Annotated in this window: 14 protein-coding genes; all 14 read left to right on the forward strand. The window is 66.0% G+C overall.

All coding sequences use genetic code 11. From position 1 onward, the window contains the following. Positions 1-465: 465 nt before the first annotated feature. From mraZ to ftsA, 14 genes are read left to right on the forward strand one after another with little or no spacing between them, the layout of a single operon-like run. Positions 466-894, forward strand: coding sequence for a division/cell wall cluster transcriptional repressor MraZ (gene mraZ, locus HAV22_RS17190; protein ID WP_166860651.1), 429 nt, complete (start codon positions 466-468; stop codon positions 892-894). After that, entirely contained in the window at positions 881-1,864 is a 984-nt protein-coding gene (rsmH, locus tag HAV22_RS17195) for a 16S rRNA (cytosine(1402)-N(4))-methyltransferase RsmH (protein WP_166860898.1), read from the forward strand. The genes mraZ and rsmH overlap by 14 nt, the downstream gene beginning before the upstream one ends. After that, positions 1,861-2,133: a cell division protein FtsL gene (ftsL, locus tag HAV22_RS17200; protein WP_166860652.1), complete on the forward strand. Its 273-nt coding sequence runs from the start codon at positions 1,861-1,863 to the stop codon at positions 2,131-2,133. The genes rsmH and ftsL overlap by 4 nt, the downstream gene beginning before the upstream one ends. Beyond that, on the forward strand, positions 2,130-3,899 hold the full coding sequence (locus HAV22_RS17205) for a peptidoglycan D,D-transpeptidase FtsI family protein (protein WP_166860654.1): 1,770 nt from the start codon (positions 2,130-2,132) through the stop codon (positions 3,897-3,899). The genes ftsL and HAV22_RS17205 overlap by 4 nt, the downstream gene beginning before the upstream one ends. Next, positions 3,899-5,431, forward strand: a complete 1,533-nt coding sequence (locus HAV22_RS17210) for a UDP-N-acetylmuramoyl-L-alanyl-D-glutamate--2,6-diaminopimelate ligase (protein WP_166860655.1) — start codon at positions 3,899-3,901, stop codon at positions 5,429-5,431. The genes HAV22_RS17205 and HAV22_RS17210 overlap by 1 nt, the downstream gene beginning before the upstream one ends. A gap of 2 nt (positions 5,432-5,433) precedes the next feature. Next, positions 5,434-6,804 (forward strand): UDP-N-acetylmuramoyl-tripeptide--D-alanyl-D-alanine ligase, encoded by a 1,371-nt coding sequence (locus tag HAV22_RS17215; RefSeq protein WP_166860900.1) that lies wholly within the window; start codon positions 5,434-5,436, stop codon positions 6,802-6,804. Between the two features lie 4 nt (positions 6,805-6,808). Continuing rightward, complete coding sequence (mraY, locus tag HAV22_RS17220) at positions 6,809-7,978, forward strand: phospho-N-acetylmuramoyl-pentapeptide-transferase (RefSeq protein WP_166860657.1); 1,170 nt, start codon at positions 6,809-6,811, stop codon at positions 7,976-7,978. Positions 7,979-7,988: 10 nt separating this feature from the next. Beyond that, positions 7,989-9,485 (forward strand): UDP-N-acetylmuramoyl-L-alanine--D-glutamate ligase, encoded by a 1,497-nt coding sequence (murD, locus tag HAV22_RS17225; RefSeq protein ID WP_166860659.1) that lies wholly within the window; start codon positions 7,989-7,991, stop codon positions 9,483-9,485. Next, positions 9,485-10,702, forward strand: a complete 1,218-nt coding sequence (ftsW, locus tag HAV22_RS17230) for a putative lipid II flippase FtsW (protein WP_166860662.1) — start codon at positions 9,485-9,487, stop codon at positions 10,700-10,702. Before murD ends, ftsW begins: the two co-directional genes overlap by 1 nt. After that, positions 10,699-11,781 (forward strand): undecaprenyldiphospho-muramoylpentapeptide beta-N-acetylglucosaminyltransferase, encoded by a 1,083-nt coding sequence (gene murG, locus HAV22_RS17235; protein WP_229421285.1) that lies wholly within the window; start codon positions 10,699-10,701, stop codon positions 11,779-11,781. Before ftsW ends, murG begins: the two co-directional genes overlap by 4 nt. Beyond that, a complete protein-coding gene (gene murC / locus HAV22_RS17240) occupies positions 11,778-13,175 on the forward strand; it encodes a UDP-N-acetylmuramate--L-alanine ligase (protein ID WP_166860664.1) in 1,398 nt (465 codons plus the stop codon). The genes murG and murC overlap by 4 nt, the downstream gene beginning before the upstream one ends. Beyond that, the gene (locus HAV22_RS17245) at positions 13,172-14,143 is read left to right on the forward strand and encodes a D-alanine--D-alanine ligase (protein ID WP_166860665.1); all 972 of its coding nucleotides are present in this window, start codon (positions 13,172-13,174) and stop codon (positions 14,141-14,143) included. Before murC ends, HAV22_RS17245 begins: the two co-directional genes overlap by 4 nt. A gap of 17 nt (positions 14,144-14,160) precedes the next feature. Further along, positions 14,161-14,979, forward strand: a complete 819-nt coding sequence (locus HAV22_RS17250; RefSeq protein WP_166860666.1) for a cell division protein FtsQ/DivIB — start codon at positions 14,161-14,163, stop codon at positions 14,977-14,979. A gap of 20 nt (positions 14,980-14,999) precedes the next feature. Then, positions 15,000-16,232 (forward strand): cell division protein FtsA, encoded by a 1,233-nt coding sequence (gene ftsA, locus HAV22_RS17255; protein ID WP_052233471.1) that lies wholly within the window; start codon positions 15,000-15,002, stop codon positions 16,230-16,232. Positions 16,233-16,274: the final 42 nt, after the last annotated feature.

Genomic DNA, 16,274 nt, shown 5'->3' on the forward strand with positions numbered 1-16,274 from the left:
TCCTGCGCGGTAGTACGGACTCACTTATCATACGGGGCTCCCCGGCCGCCAAGCGAATCGGAAACGGCTGGGTGGTCGCCTTGCGTTTATCCTAACCCGCCCCGCATCGATCCGCAATTTTGACCCATCCGCACCGTCTGTTTTCCGCCGACCGACCGGCGGTTAAAAGTTGTTCTTAATCAAGGGTAAAACACATGTGTGCAGATGAGGTAGCACATGCATTGTTTGACCTAAGTGCCTAATTTTGCTCAACATTTTTACTTGAGGTTCCGTCAAGTAAGTTCGCTAAGTCCTTGGTTTCATTGGCAATTTTCGCGTTTTCTAAACGTGAATTCGCTTGACCACAGTCAACGCTTCCTCTAAAGTGGGAAACAGTGGCAAAAAGTGTAGTTTTGTGGGGGGATCGGTGGGTCTCCCGGCGCCTAAAAACAACCAGACTGATAACTCTCCAAAACTAGGTACAACGTGTTTCAGGGCGCGTCAGCGATTAATCTCGATGCAAAGGGACGGATGTCAATACCGGCCAAGCATCGTGACGCCTTGATGCAGCAATGCGAAGGCCGTATGACGCTCACGAAACACCCGCATGGTTGCCTGTTGTTCTTCCCGCGCCCGGTGTGGGAAGAACATCGCGAACAGATCGCCGCCTGGCCGATGTCGGCACGGGCGTGGCAACGCATTTTCCTGGGGAACGCCTGCGATGTCGAGATGGACAGCGCGGGCCGGGTGCTCATTTCGCCCGAGCTGCGCAATGCGGTGGGATTGGAGAAGGAAGTGATGATGCTCGGGATGGGGACTCATTTCGAGATCTGGGACGCCGCCAAGCTGGCAGCCGACGAGGCCTTGGCCGTCGCGGGTGGCATGCCCGACGTCCTTTCCAATTTCTCCTTCTAAGGCGCCGATGAACGTGACTCAGCCGGTGCCCGGTTTGCAGCATCGTACGGTGCTGCTGGATGAAGCAGTCGACGCGCTTGCCCTGGAAGGTCAGCGCGCCGCAGGGATTTATATCGACGGTACGTTCGGCCGCGGCGGTCACAGCCGGCTGATCCTGTCGAAGCTGGCGCCCGAGGGCCGCCTGATCGGCTTCGACAAGGATCCCCAGGCGATCGCGACGGCCGAACAGATGAACGATCCGCGCTTTTCGATCGTGCACGACAGCTTCGCGACGATGCGCGAAGCGTTGGCGGCGCGGGGCGTGCGCCAGGTCGACGGCATCCTGCTGGACCTGGGCATTTCCTCGCCCCAGGTCGACGACGCGAGCCGCGGGTTCAGCTTCCGCAACGACGGTCCCCTGGACATGCGGATGGATACGACACGGGGCATTTCCGCCGCCGCCTGGCTGGCGGAGGTGCCGGAGAAACAACTGGAAAAGGTGATTCGCGATTATGGGGAAGAACGGTTTGCTTTTCAGATTGCAAAGGCGATTGTTGCTCGCCGGGCAGTCGAGCCAATTTCAACCACACGACAGCTTGCCGCAATCGTGGCAAACGCGGTCAAAACCCGGGAGAAAGGCAAGGATCCGGCAACCCGCACCTTTCAGGCTGTCCGGATTTTCATCAATCAAGAGCTTGAGGACCTTGAAACAGGTCTGAACGCCGCCTTCGAACTGCTGGCGCCCGGCGGGCGCATGTCCGTGATCAGCTTCCACTCGCTGGAAGACCGCATGGTCAAGCAGTTCCTGGCGTCCAAGGCCAAGGTCGAGCAGCCGGATCGCCGGTTGCCGATCCGCGCCGTCGATTTGCCCCAGCCCTTGATGAAGTTGATCAGCAAGACCAAGCCCTCCGGCACCGAAGTCGATGCCAATCCGCGCGCCCGTTCGGCGGTGCTGCGCGTGGCCGAGCGCCTGCCCGGAGGTGCCGCATGAGCGGCAAGCTGAACGTCGTCCTGACCACGTTGCTGGTCGGCTGCGCGCTGTCGGTCGTGAACGCGCGCTACCAGGCGCGCCATTTGTTCATCGACCAGGAAAGGCTGCAACAGCAGCAGCGCCAGCTGGAGATCGACTGGGCCCAGCTCCAGCTCGACCAGTCGACCCTCGGCAAGAACGAACGCATCGAACAGATCGCGCGCTCGCAGCTGGACATGGCGCCGCTGTCGCCGGCGCGCACCCAATACCTGATGGAAGGCGGTAAATGAAGGCCGGCACCAGCGCATCCCGCGTCGCCGCCGCCAAGGGCGTGGCGTTTTCCAAGAGCCCGGTACTGGCCGTGCGCCTGCCGGACTGGCGTTCGCGCGTCGTCCTGTTCGTGCTGTTCTCCGCGTTCCTTGCGCTGGCCGGCCGCGCGCTGTGGCTGCAGGGCGTGTCGAACCGGTTCCTGCAGAAGCAGGGCGCGAGCCGCTACGAGCGCACGCTCGAACTGCCGGCCACGCGCGGCAAGATTTTTGATCGCAACGGCATCGTGCTCGCGTCGTCGCTGCCCGTGAAGGCCGTGTGGGCGATCCCGGACGACGTCAAGGAATCGTCGTCGGCGAAGCTGCGCGAACTGGCGCAGCTGCTCGACATGCCGCAGGCCGAGCTGCTGAAGAAGCTCGATTCCGACCGCACCTTCGTCTACCTGAAGCGCCAGGTCGAGATGGACGTCATCGCCAGGATCGAGAAGCTCGGCATCGACGGCATCGACACGCGCAAGGAATACAAGCGCTATTACCCGCAAGGCGACGTGATGGCGCACATCGTCGGCTTCACGAACGTCGAGGACGTGGGCCAGGAAGGCATCGAACTCGCGCAGCAGAAGAACCTCGTGGGCCAGACGGGCAGCCGGCGCGTCATCAAGGACCGCCTGGGCCGCATCGTCGAGGACGTGGGCCTGTCGCGCGAACCGCACGACGGCAAGGACATCACGCTGTCGGTCGACTCCAAGCTGCAGTACATCGCCTACAACAGCGTCAAGGACGCCGTCGAGAAATTCCACGCGAAGGCCGGCGCCGCCGTCGTGCTGGACGTGCACACGGGCGAGGTGCTGGCGCTGACCAACTGGCCGACGTACAACCCGAACGACCGCTCGCACCTGACCGGCGAGCAGCTGCGCAACCGCGTCATCACCGACACGTTCGAGCCGGGTTCCACGTTGAAGCCGTTCACCGTCGCGCTGGCGCTGGACAAGGGCCTGATCAAGCCGACCACCCTGTTCGACACGGGCAACGGCCGCTACCAGACGGGCGGCCACACGATCCGCGACACGCACCCGCACGGCGTCATCGACGTCAGCACGATCATCCAGAAGTCGTCCAATATCGGCACGACCAAGATCTCCGAGCTGCTGACGGCCCAGGACATGTGGGAGATGTTCACCAAGGTCGGCTTCGGCCAGGCGCCGCGCTACGGCTTCCCCGGCGCAGCGGCCGGCCGCGTGCGTCCGTATAAATCGTGGCCGATCGTCGCCAAGGCCAATATGTCGTTCGGCCAGGGCATCTCGATGTCGCTGCTGCAGCTGGCACACGCCTGGCTGATCTTCGCGCGCGACGGCGACATCATCCCGCTGTCGTTCCAGAAGGTGACGGACAAGCCGGTCGGCCAGCAGATCATCTCGGCGAAGACGGCCGCGCAGATCCGCACGATGGTGGAGTCGGTGGTGAGCCCGCAAGGGACCGCGGCGCAGGCCCAGGTGGCCGGCTACCGCGTCGGCGGCAAGACCGGTACGGCACAGAAGGTCATCAACGGCCGCTACTCGCAGACGCACTATGTCGGCTCCTTTGCAGGCATCGCGCCGATGAGCAATCCGCGCTTCATCATCGCCGTGATGATCGACGATCCGTCCGGACCGTTCCACACGGGCGGGGCGGTGGCCGCGCCCACATTCGCAGCGCTCGCGGCGAATGCATTGCGGGCGGCTAACGTACCGCCCGACTCCACGGTCACAGATATCATCATCCCGGAACATCCTCTCGAGGAGAGCAATTGATGGCCGAGACGCCGAACATCACTGGTTGGATCCAGGCCGCCGCACCAGGCGGCCGTCTCGTTTCCGACTCTCGCCGCGTACGTCGCGGCGACGTGTTCTTCGCCTATCCCGGCGAGGCGGCCGACGGCCGCCGCTTCATCGCTTCCGCCATCGAGAACGGCGCCGCCGCCGTCGTGTACGACGACCGCGATTTCGCGTTCGACGAAGCCCTCGGCGTGCCGCACCTGGCCGTGCCGGACCTGAAGCGCAACGCCGGCCCGATCGCGCATGCGGTCTACGGCGCGCCGGATGCGGCCATGTTCACCGTTGGCGTGACCGGCACGAACGGCAAGACGTCGTGCGCGCTGTGGACGGCGCAGGCGCTCGCGCACCTCGACGAGACGGCGGCCGTCATCGGCACGCTGGGCGTGGGCCTCGTGCGCGGCCACGCGGAGCCTGAATTCGACGCGACCGGCTACACGACGCCGGACGCCGTGCTGCTGGCGACGGAACTCGCGCGCCTGCGCGACGCGGGCGCGACGGCGCTCGCGATCGAGGTGTCGTCGATCGGCCTCGTCGAGCACCGCACGGCGGGCATGCATTTTGACGTGGCCGTGTTCACGAACCTCACGCGCGACCATCTCGACTACCACGGCGACATGGCGTCGTACGAAGTGGCGAAGCGCCAGCTGTTCGACTGGCCGGGCCTGAAGACGGCCGTCGTGAACCTGGACGATGAAGCCGGCGTGCGCATCGCGCAGCACCTGCGCAGTGAGCGTCCGGACGTCGCCGTCATCGGCTATACCTTGCGCGCCGTGCACGAACAACCCGTGCTGGACGGCGTGGCGGTGCTGCGCGCATCGAACCTGCGCAGCCGCCCGCACGGCAGCGAATTCCACCTCGAGTCGCCGTTCGGCAGCGCCACCGCGCGCACGCACATGGTCGGCCACTTCAACGCCAGCAACGTGCTGGCCGTGCTCGGCGCGCTGCTGGCGAAAGGCGTTGAACTGCGCGCCGCGCTCGACGCCGTCGAGACGCTCGTGCCGGCGCCGGGCCGCATGCAGCGGATCGGCGGCCAGGACGCGCCGATGGTCGTGATCGACTACGCGCACACGCCGGATGCGCTGGAAAAGACTTTGGTCGCGCTGCGCCAGGTCGCGCAGGAGCGCGGCGGGCAGCTGTGGTGCGTGTTCGGCTGCGGCGGCGACCGCGATCCGGGCAAGCGCCCGCAGATGGGCCGCATCGCGCAGATGGCCGAGCACGTGCTCGTCACGAGCGACAACCCGAGGAGCGAGGAACCGCGCGCCATCATCGACCAGATCGTGGCCGGCATGGACCCGCACCACCCGACGTCGACTTACCAGGCCATCGAGGACCGCGCCGCGGCGATCCTCTCGGCCGTCAAGCATGCCGCCAAGCCGGACGTGATCCTGCTGGCGGGGAAGGGGCATGAGCCCTACCAGGAAATCAAAGGCCGGAAAATGCCGTTTTCCGATGCCGACCACGCCGCGCTCGCGCTGACCGCGCGGCTCACGATGATGAGGACTGTCTGATGATTCGCGGCTCGCTGGAACAACTCGTGGGATCGATCGAAGGCGCGCACGTCACGCGCGACGCTTATTTCCAGGGCGTGTCGACCGACAGCCGGCAGGTGATGCCGGGGTCGTTGTTCGTCGCGCTGCGCGGCGAACGCTTCGATGCCCACGACTTCCTCGGCCAGCTGGTCGGCAACCCGGTGGCGGCCGTCGTCGTCGAGCGCCTGCCCGACAACTATCCGCTGCCGGCAGTCGTCGTGCCCGATACGCTCGCCGCGCTGGGCCGCATCGGCAACTTCTGGCGCCGCCGCTTCGCCATCCCCGTCATCGGCGTCACCGGCAGCAACGGCAAGACGACGGTCAAGGAAATGATCTCCGCGATCCTCGTCGCCGCGTTCGGCGCGGAAGGCCGCCTGGCCACGCAGGGTAACCTGAACAACGAGATCGGCGTGCCGCTGACCGTGACGCGCCTGACGACCGCCCACCAGGCCGCCGTCGTGGAACTCGGCATGAACCACCCCGGCGAGATCGCGCGCCTGGCCGCCATCGCCGAGCCCACCGTCGCCCTCGTCAACAATGCCCAGCGCGAGCACCAGGAATTCATGCACACGGTGGAAGCCGTGGCGCGCGAGAACGGCGCCGTGCTGCAGGCGCTGCCGGCGGACGGCGTCGCGGTGTTCCCCGGCGACGACGAGTACACGGCGCTGTGGCGCGAACTGGCCGGCGACCGCAAGGTCATGACGTTCGGCCTGGACGACCGGTGCGACGTGCGCGCGACGTACACGGCGACCGGTTTCGGTAGCGAACTCGCCGTGCAAGCCGGTGTCGAACGCTTCACGATTAATCTCTCCGCCGCAGGCGTCCACAACGTGCGCAATGCGCTCGCCGCCATCGCCTGCGCGCTCGCCGCCGGCGTTCCCGTCGACGCCATCGTGCGCGGCCTGGAAGCGTTCGCCCCCGTCAGCGGCCGGCTGCAGCGCAAGCAGGCGACGTGCGGCGCCACCGTCATCGACGACAGCTACAACGCCAACCCCGACTCCGTGCGCGCCGCCATCGACGTGCTCGCGCAGTACCCGGCGCCGCGCATCCTCGTGCTGGGCGACATGGGCGAGGTGGGCACGCAAGGACCCGAGTTTCACCAGGAAATCGGTGCGTATGCCGCAAGCCGCGGCATCGACACCGTGCTCGCGACCGGCGACCTGGCTCGCCACATGACCGGATCGGGAGCGCAACACTACGAGCAGTTCGACGAATTATTGGCAGCACTGGATCAACGACTGGGCAGCAAATCTGACGCAACTGTGTTGGTGAAGGGCTCGCGCTTCATGAAGATGGAACGCGTGGTCCAACACCTGATCGCATCAACCAACACCGGCAAGGAAGCCCACTAGACTTATGCTGCTCTGGCTCGCACAATATTTTCGGGACTACATCGGTCCGCTGCGCGTTTTCAACTACATCACGTTCCGCGCCGTGTTCGCGACGATCACCGCCATCAGCATCGGCATGCTGTGCGGTCCCGCCGTGATCCGCAAGCTGACGGCGCTGAAGGTCGGCCAGGCCGTGCGCACGTACGGCCCGCAGACGCACCTGACCAAGCACGGCACCCCGACCATGGGCGGCGTGCTCGTGCTGATCGCGATCGGCGTGTCCACCTTGCTGTGGTGCGACCTGTCGAACCGCCTGATCTGGCCCGTGCTCGTCGTCACGCTGGGTTTCGGCGCCATCGGCTGGGTCGACGACTACCGCAAGGTCGTCTACAAAGACCCGGAAGGCATGCGCTCGGGCGAAAAGTATTTCTGGATGTCGCTGATCGGCATCACGTCGTCGCTGTACCTCGCGTTCTCCGTCTCGGCCGCGACGCCGTGGGAAGTGTGGCAGCTGTTCTTCGCGTGGGTGCAGTCCGGCTTCTCGATGGACCTGCCGCCGAAGGCCGACCTGATCGTCCCGTTCTTCAAGACCATCAGCTATCCGCTGGGCGTGTGGGGCTTCATCGCGCTCACGTATTGCGTGATCGTGGGCGCCTCGAACGCCGTCAACTTCACCGATGGCCTCGACGGCCTCGCCATCATGCCGACCGTGATGGTGGGCGGCGCGCTGGGCCTGTTCGCGTACCTGACCGGTAACGCGACGTATTCGAAATACCTGTTCATCCCGCACATCCCGGGCGCAGGCGAACTGCTGATCTTCTGCGGCGCGATGGCCGGCGCGGGCCTCGCGTTCCTCTGGTATAACGCGCACCCCGCGCAGATGTTCATGGGCGACGTGGGCGCGCTGGCGCTGGGCGGCGCGCTCGGCACCGTCGCCGTCATCGTGCGCCAGGAAATCGTCCTGTTCATCATGGGCGGCGTGTTCGTCGCCGAGACGCTGTCCGTCATCATCCAGGTCAGCTGGTTCAAGTACACGAAGAAAAAATATGGCCAGGGACGCCGCGTGTTCCTGATGGCGCCGCTGCACCACCATTTCGAACAGAAGGGCTGGAAGGAGACGAAGGTCGTCGTGCGTTTCTGGATCGTGACGATGATCCTCGTCCTGATCGGCATCTCCACCCTCAAACTGCGCTGATGGGCGAACGATGAACTACGAAGGCAAGACCGCACTGGTACTGGGGCTCGGCGAATCGGGCCTGGCGATGGCGCTGTGGCTCGCGCGCCGCGGTGCCCGCGTGCGCGTGGCCGACACGCGTGCCGAGCCGGCACGCCTGCCCGCATTGCGTGCGGCCGTGGCGGACGCGGACTTCGTCGCCGGCCCGTTCGCGGCGAGCCTGCTGGACGGCGTCGACTTCGTCGCGGTCAGTCCCGGCCTCGCGCCGGACCGCGAACTGGCGGAGATCGCGCCGGCTGCCGCCGCGCGCCACGTGCCGCTGTGGGGCGAGATCGAGCTGTTCGCGCAAGCCTTGTCGGCGCTGAATGCGGAGCAGGGCTATGCGCCGAAAGTCATCGCCATCACGGGCACGAACGGCAAGACGACGGTCACGAGCCTCACGGGCCTGCTGTGCCGCCGCGCGGGCTTGACGACGAAGGTCGCGGGCAACATCAGCCCCGCGGCGCTGGACGTGCTGCGCGAAGTGATCGATGCCGGTGAACTCCCGCAAGCCTGGGTGCTGGAACTCTCGAGCTTCCAGCTGCACACGACGTACAGCCTGAACCCGGACGCGGCGACCGTCCTGAACATCACGCAGGACCACCTCGACTGGCACGGCAGCATGGCCGCATACGCCGCCGACAAGGCTCGCATCTTCGGCGCGGATACCGTGCGCGTGCTGAACCGCGACGACGCCGTCGTGATGGCCATGACGGCACCTGGCGCCGCCGTGACGACGTTCGGCACGGGTGAGCCCGACGCGCCGGGCAGCTTCGGCCTCGTGAGCGAGCGCGGCGTGCTGTGGCTCGCGAACGCGAATCCGGCCGACGAACCCGAAAAGAAGAAAAAGAAGAACGAACCGGCGGAGCCCATCGAGATCACGGTCAACCGCCTGATGCCGGCCGATGCGCTGCACATCCGCGGCCTGCACAATGCCTCGAACGCGTTGGCGGCACTCGCGCTTTGCAGGTCCGTCGGCCTGCCGCTCGCGCCGCTGCTGCACGGCCTGCGCGAATACCAGGGCGAGCCGCACCGCGTGGAACTCGTCACGAGCATCGACAACGTCGAGTACTACGACGACTCGAAAGGCACCAACGTGGGCGCCACCGTCGCCGCGCTGGAAGGCCTGGGCAAGACGTTCGGCGAGACGGACCGCCAGATCCTCCTCATCGCGGGCGGCGATGGCAAAGGGCAGGACTTCGGCCCGCTCGCGGGCCCGTGCTCGCGCTACGTGCGCGCCGTGCTCCTGATCGGCCGCGACGGTCCCGCGATCCGCGCCGCGCTCGAACCGTCCGGCGTGCCGTGCTTCGACTTGCCGGGCTTGCCGGAAGCCGTGCGCCGCGCCAGCGGTCTCGCGAAGTCCGGCGACGTCGTGCTGCTGTCGCCCGCGTGCGCGAGCCTGGACATGTTCACGAACTACGCGCACCGCGCGCAGGTGTTCGTCGACGCCGTGCGCGACATCGCACTCGAGAAGGGACAGGAGATCTGATGGCGTTCCAGATTCCCTTCAAGTTCGGCGGCAGCGCCGCCGACGCGACGATCGCGACGCGCGCGCGGCCGTCGCGCATGATGGAATACGACCAGCCGCTCGTGTGGGTCGTGATCCTGATGATGCTGTTCGGGATGGTGATGGTCTACTCGGCCTCGATTGCGCTGCCGGATTCCCCGAAGTTCGCCTACCTGGCCGGCAAGAACAATTATTTCCTCGTGCGCCAGGCCATGTTCATCGTGATCTCGATGGTGGCAGGCCTGTTCGTATTCCGCATTCCCGTCGCGACGTGGCAGAAGCTCGCACCGCTGATGTTCGTCGCCACGCTCGTGCTGCTGGCGCTCGTACTGGTGCCGGGTGTGGGCACGTCCGTCAACGGCGCGCGGCGCTGGCTGTCGCTGAAGGTGTTCAACCTGCAGCCGTCCGAGATCATGAAGGTGGTGTCCGTGCTGTACGCGGCCGACTTCACGGTGCGCAAGCAGCAGTTCATGCACAAGCTGACAAAGGGTTTCATGCCGATGGCCGCCGCGATGGGGCTCGTCGGCGCCTTGCTGATGCTTGAGCCCGACCTTGGCGCGTTCGGCGTCGTCGTCTGCATCTCGATGGGCATCCTGTTCCTGGGCGGCTTCAACATGATCTGGTTCGGCGGCATCGGCGCCGTCCTCGTGCTCGTGTTCTCGACCATCATCGCGTTCTCGCCGTTCCGCCGCGCGCGCATGTTCGCGTACATGAACCCGTGGGAAGAGGGCAATGCGCTGGACAAGGCGTACCAGTTGACGCACTCGCTGATCGCGTTCGGCCGCGGCGAGATCTTCGGCGTGGGCCTGGGCGGGAGCATCGAGAAACTGCACTACCTGCCGGAAGCGCACACGGACTTCATCATGGCGGTCATCGGCGAGGAACTGGGCCTGGCCGGCGTGCTCGTCGTGATCGGCCTGTTCTACTGGCTCGTCAAGCGCGCGTTCGACATCGGCCGCCAAGCGATCGCGCTGGAACAGCATTTCGCCGGCCTTGCCGCGAAAGGCATCGGCATCTGGGTCGGCGTGCAGGTGTTCATCAACATGGGCGTGAACCTGGGCCTGCTGCCCACGAAGGGCCTCACGTTGCCCTTGATGAGCTATGGCGGTTCCGGCGTGCTGTTCAACTGCGTCGGCCTCGCGATCCTGCTGCGCATCGATTACGAAAACCGGGTACGGATGCGGGGAGGCCGCCAATGAGCAAACGCCTGATGATCATGGCGGCCGGCACCGGCGGCCACATCTTCCCCGGCATCGCCATCGCGCAGACGATGCGCGAGCGCGGCTGGGACGTGTCGTGGCTGGGCACGATGCACGGCATGGAAAAGGACATCGTGCCGAAGCACGGCATCGCGCTGGATTCGATCGACTTCGCCGGCATGCGCGGCAAGGGCCTCGCGCACACCGTGTCCGGCGCGTTCAAGCTCGTCGCCAGCTTTGCCTCGGTCCGCAAATACCTGGCACTGCGCCGCCCGGACGTCGTGCTGGGCATGGGCGGCTACGTGACGGTGCCGGGCGGGATGATGGCGCGGTCGCGCGGCATTCCGCTGGCGCTCGTGAATGCCGATGCCGCGTTGCTGTTGTCGAACAAGACCCTGACCCCGCTCGCGCAGCGCGTGCTGTTCGGCTTCCCCGCGGATTTCGGCAAGGCTGCGGGCAAGGCCATCGTCACCGGCAATCCGGTGCGCAAGGAAATCCTCGAGATGCCGTCGTCGGGCCACCGCTTCGCCAATCGCAGCGGCCCGTTGAACATCCTCGTCGTCGGCGGCAGCCTCGGCGCAAAAGTCCTGAACGACAGCGTGCCCGCGGCACTCGCGCTGATTCCCGCAGGACTGCGGCCGACGGTGACCCACCAGTCGGGCAAGAAGAACATCGACGCATTGCGCGCCGCGTACGCGCAGGCAGGCGTGCAGGCGAATGTCGTCGACTTCATCGACGACATGGCGGCGGAATATGCGAACGCCGACCTCGTGATCTGCCGCGCGGGCGCGATCACCGTGTCGGAACTGACGGCGGCCGGCGTCGCGAGCGTGCTCGTGCCGTTCGTCGCCAGCACGACGAGCCACCAGCGCGACAACGCGACCTGGATGGCGGGGCAGAAGGCCGCGGTGCACCTGCCGCAAGGCGAATTGAATCCGCAGCGGCTCGCGCAGCTGCTGCAAACGACCACGCGCGACGACTGCCTGGCGATGGCCGAGGCGGCGCAGGCGGTGGGACGGCGCGACGCCAATGCGGCGATCGCGCGCGTACTCGAAGAACTGGCAAACGGCGGACAATGAAACACAAGATCAAACACATTCACTTCGTCGGCATCGGCGGCAGCGGCATGAGCGGCATCGCGGAAGTGCTGCTGAACCTCGGCTATAAAGTGTCCGGCTCGGACCTCGCGTCGAACGCGGCCAGCCAGCGCCTGCAAAGCCTCGGCGCCGACGTGCGCATCGGCCACGCGGCGGAGAACATCGCCGGCGCCGACGCCGTCGTCACGTCGACCGCCGTCAACGGAGCGAATCCGGAAGTCGTCGCCGCGCGCGCCGCGAAGGTGCCCATCGTCCCGCGCGCGATCATGCTGGGTGAGCTGATGCGCCTGAAGCGCGGCATCGCCATCGCCGGCACGCACGGCAAGACGACGACGACGAGCCTCGTCGCGTCGGTGCTCGCGCAGGGCGGCCTCGACCCGACGTTCGTCATCGGCGGCCGCCTGAACAGCGCCGGCGCCAATGCGAAGCTGGGCAGCGGCGAATACATCGTGGCGGAGGCGGACGAATCGGATGCGTCGTTCCTGAACCTGTCGCCGATGATCGAGGTGATCACGAACATCGACGCCGACCACATGGAGACGTACGAGCACGACTTCGAAAAGCTGAAGGGCGCGTTCGTCAACTTCACGCACCGCCTGCCGTTCTATGGCCGCGCCATGATGTGCATCGACGACGCGAACGTGCGGGCCATCCTGCCGCAGGTGACGAAGCCCGTGACGACGTACGGCTTCTCGGAAGACGCGGAAGTGCGCGCCCTGAACGCGCGCGCCGAGGGCATCCAGATGCATTTCACCGTGCGCCAGCGGGGCTATCCGGACACGGAGTTCGTGCTGAATCAGCCGGGCATGCACAACGTGCTGAACGCGTGCTCCGCGATCGCGATCGCGCGCGAGATCGGCGTGCCCGACGCGGCGACGGCGCAGGGCCTGCGCGAATTCAATGGCGTGGGCCGGCGCTTCACGCGCTACGGCGACGTCGCGCTGCCTGACGGCGGCAGCTTCACGCTCGTCGACGACTACGGCCACCACCCCGTGGAAGCCCAGGTCACGCTGGCTGCCGCGCGCGCCGCGTATCCGGGCCGCCGTCTCGTGCTGGCATTCCAGCCGCACCGCTATTCGCGCACCCGCGACCTGTTCGAGGACTTCGTCAAGGTGCTGGCCGCGCCGGACGTGCTGCTGCTGGCGGAGGTCTATCCGGCCGGCGAAGCCCCGATCGTCGCGGCCGACGGCCGCGCGCTCGCGCGTGCGCTGCGCGCGGGCGGCCAGGTCGAACCGATTTTCGTGGAAGCGATCGCCGACATGCCGGCGACGATCTTCAAGGTGGCGCGCGACGGCGACGTCGTGCTGACCATGGGCGCCGGCTCCATCGGTGGCGTCCCCCATCAACTGACTTCGAATCAAAAGGTAGCATCGTGAGCATTTCTGAAACCGACGCAAAAGCCCTGGGCAAGGTCGGGGTGTTGTTCGGCGGCCGGTCCGCCGAGCGCGAGATTTCGCTGATTTCGGGCAGCGGCGTGCTGCAGGCGCTGCGCTCGAAAGGCATCGACGCCCATCCGTTCGACCCGGCCGCGCGCTCGCTGGCCGAACTGGCCGCGGAAAAATTCGACCGTGTGTTCATCGCACTGCACGGCCGCTACGGCGAGGACGGCACCCTGCAGGGCGCGCTGGAACTGCTGGGCATTCCGTACACGGGCAGCGGCGTGATGGCATCCTCCGTCGGCATGGACAAGGTCACGACGAAGATCGTGTGGCTGGCGGCCGGCGTGCCGACGCCGACGTACGTGACCATCGCCGCCGACGCGGCCGTCGACGCCGATGCGATCGTCGCCGAGCTGGGCCTGCCGCTGATCGTCAAGCCACCGCTGGAGGGTTCCACGATCGGCATCACGAAGGTCACGGACGCCGCCGGACTGCAGGCCGCCGTCGACCTGGCGCGCCAGTACGACAAGGTGGTGCTGGTCGAGCAGTTCATCCAGGGCCGCGAATTCTCCGTGCCGGTGCTGGGCACGGGCCCCACGGCACGCGCGTTGCCGATCGTCGAGATCGTCGCGCCGGAAGGCAATTACGACTACCAGAACAAGTACTTCACGGACGATACGCAATACCACTGCCCGGCGCCGCTCGACGCGGAGACGACGGCCGCGATCCAGGCGCATGTGGTGAACGCGTACCGTGCGCTCGGCTGCGAAGGCTGGAGCCGCATCGACGTGCTGCTGCGCGACACGGACAACGCGCCGTTCCTGCTGGAGGTGAACACGTCGCCGGGGATGACGACGCACTCGCTCGTGCCGATGGCGGCGCGCGCGGAAGGCACGAGTTACGAAGACCTGTGCGTGGATATCCTGCGCTCCGCCAGCCTGAAGGCCGGCCAGGCGAAGAAGTAAAGGACTAGGGAATAAAGATGTGGCATGACGTGCGAGCTCTGAACGCAATCGCCAGCGCGCTCACCGCGCTGGTGGCGCTCGCCTGCGTGGCGTCGGGAGTGTGGTGGCTGTCGCAGCGCCCGATGTTCACCTTGCGCGCGGTGCGGGTCGAGAGCATGTACGGGCTGGACCTGCAGCACGTGAACGAGCTGACGGTGCGTAACGGCGTGATCGGGAAGATCAGCGGTAACTTCTTCACGACCGACCTCGAACAGGTACGGACCACGTTCGAAGCCGTGCCGTGGGTGCGCAAGGCCAGCGTGCGGCGCGAGTGGCCGAACCAGCTGATCGTGCAGGTGGAAGAGCACGAGGCGCTGGGCACGTGGGGCGAGGACGGCAAGCTGCTGTCCGTGAAGGGGGACGTGTTCACGGCCAACCTGGCCGAGGCCGACGAGGACCACGAACTGCCTGCGTTCGAGGGTCCCGCCGGCAGCGAGAAGGAAGTGCTGACGCGCTTCGCGGAACTGCGCGGCTGGTTCGCGCCGATCCGCCTGGTACCGGAGTCGATCAGCCTGTCGAACCGGTACGCGTGGACCGTGAAGTTGAACAATGGGATGAGCGTCGAGCTGGGACGCGAGAAGGACAACGACACGCTGCATGCGCGGGTGCAGCGGCTGGTGAGCATCTATCCCCAGCTGGTCGCGAGGTTGCAGGAAGGGCGCATCGACACCATCGACATGCGCTATCCGAACGGCCTGGCCCTGTCGTCGGCAGCACTGAGCATCCCCGCGGATGCGACCAAGCCAGTCAAGGCGGCTAAGAAAAAAACGACTACCAAAACAACGAAGCAGATCTAACTAAGCAGGCGACAGCAAACATGACAAAAGACGCGAAGAACCTGATCGTCGGCCTCGACATCGGCACCTCGAAAGTGGTGGCGGTGGTGGCCGAGGTGATGGCCGATGGGCGCCATGAAGTGATCGGACTCGGTCAGCACGAGTCCAAGGGTTTGAAGAAGGGCGTTGTCGTCAACATCGAAGCGACCGTCGAATCCATCCAGCGCGCCCTCGAGGAAGCGGAGCTGATGGCCGACTGCAAGATCCGCAACGTGTATGCAGGGATCGCCGGCAGCCATATCCGCTCGTTCAATTCGAGCGGCATGGTCGCCATCAAGGACAAGGAAGTGACGGCCACGGACGTGGCCCGCGTGATCGAGACGGCGAAGGCCGTGAACATCCCGACCGACCAGCAACTGCTGCACACGGTGCCGCAGGAATTCATCGTCGACAACCAGGAAGACGTGCGCGAGCCGATCGGCATGAGCGGCATCCGCCTCGAGGTGCGCGTGCACATCGTCACCGGTGCGGTGTCGGCCGTGCAGAATATTGTAAAGTGCGTGCGCCGCTGCGGGCTCGAGGTCTCGGACCTGATCCTGCAGCCGATGGCGTCGGCCGATTCCGTGCTGACGAACGACGAGAAGGAACTGGGCGTCGTCCTCATCGACATCGGCGGCGGCACCACCGACATCGCGGTCTTCAGTGACGGCGCGATCCGCCACACGGCCGTGATCCCCATCGCCGGCGACCAGATCACGAGCGACATCGCGATGGCTCTGCGCACGCCGACGGGCGAGGCGGAAGAGATCAAGATCCGCTACGGCGTGGCCAAGCAGGTGCTGGCCGATCCGGGCGAGACGCTGGAAGTGCCGGGCCTCGGCGACCGCGGACCTCGTTCGCTGTCGCGCCAGGCGCTGGCCGCCGTGATCGAGCCGCGCGTCGAAGAACTGTTCGCGATGGTGCACCAGGTCGTGCGCGAATCCGGCTACGAAGGCGTCCTGTCGTCGGGCATCGTGCTGACGGGCGGCTCGTCGATCATGCCGGGCATGATCGAGATGGCGGAAGACATATTCCTCAAACCGGCGCGCCTCGGCACGCCGGAATACCGCGGCCAACTGGCGGACGTCGTGCGTAGCCCGCGCTATGCGACGGTCCTCGGTCTGCTGCTGGAAGCGAAAAAGCAGTACCTGCGCGGTCACATCGTCACGCGTCAGGATGGTTCGGTGAAGGCGGTGTGGCAGCGAATGAAAGAGTGGTTCCTCGGGAATTTCTGAGGCGGCGAAGGACCGCAGCGCGCGTGGGCCAGGATTGGAACA

Origin of the sequence: Telluria antibiotica (genome assembly GCF_011682055.1) — a bacterium.
GTDB classification, from domain to species: Bacteria; Pseudomonadota; Gammaproteobacteria; order Burkholderiales; family Burkholderiaceae_D; genus Telluria; species Telluria antibiotica.

What these genes read in the sequence shown, in the direction of transcription:
- ftsL (WP_166860652.1), top strand. Translation starts at nt 1,861, where the DNA reads ATGAGCGGCAAGCTGAACGTCGTCCTGACCACGTTGCTGGTCGGCTGC.
- HAV22_RS17205 (WP_166860654.1), top strand. Translation starts at nt 2,130, where the DNA reads ATGAAGGCCGGCACCAGCGCATCCCGCGTCGCCGCCGCCAAGGGCGTG.
- HAV22_RS17210 (WP_166860655.1), top strand. Translation starts at nt 3,899, where the DNA reads ATGGCCGAGACGCCGAACATCACTGGTTGGATCCAGGCCGCCGCACCA.
- mraY (WP_166860657.1), top strand. Translation starts at nt 6,809, where the DNA reads ATGCTGCTCTGGCTCGCACAATATTTTCGGGACTACATCGGTCCGCTG.
- murD (WP_166860659.1), top strand. Translation starts at nt 7,989, where the DNA reads ATGAACTACGAAGGCAAGACCGCACTGGTACTGGGGCTCGGCGAATCG.
- ftsW (WP_166860662.1), top strand. Translation starts at nt 9,485, where the DNA reads ATGGCGTTCCAGATTCCCTTCAAGTTCGGCGGCAGCGCCGCCGACGCG.
- murG (WP_229421285.1), top strand. Translation starts at nt 10,699, where the DNA reads ATGAGCAAACGCCTGATGATCATGGCGGCCGGCACCGGCGGCCACATC.
- murC (WP_166860664.1), top strand. Translation starts at nt 11,778, where the DNA reads ATGAAACACAAGATCAAACACATTCACTTCGTCGGCATCGGCGGCAGC.
- HAV22_RS17250 (WP_166860666.1), top strand. Translation starts at nt 14,161, where the DNA reads ATGTGGCATGACGTGCGAGCTCTGAACGCAATCGCCAGCGCGCTCACC.
- ftsA (WP_052233471.1), top strand. Translation starts at nt 15,000, where the DNA reads ATGACAAAAGACGCGAAGAACCTGATCGTCGGCCTCGACATCGGCACC.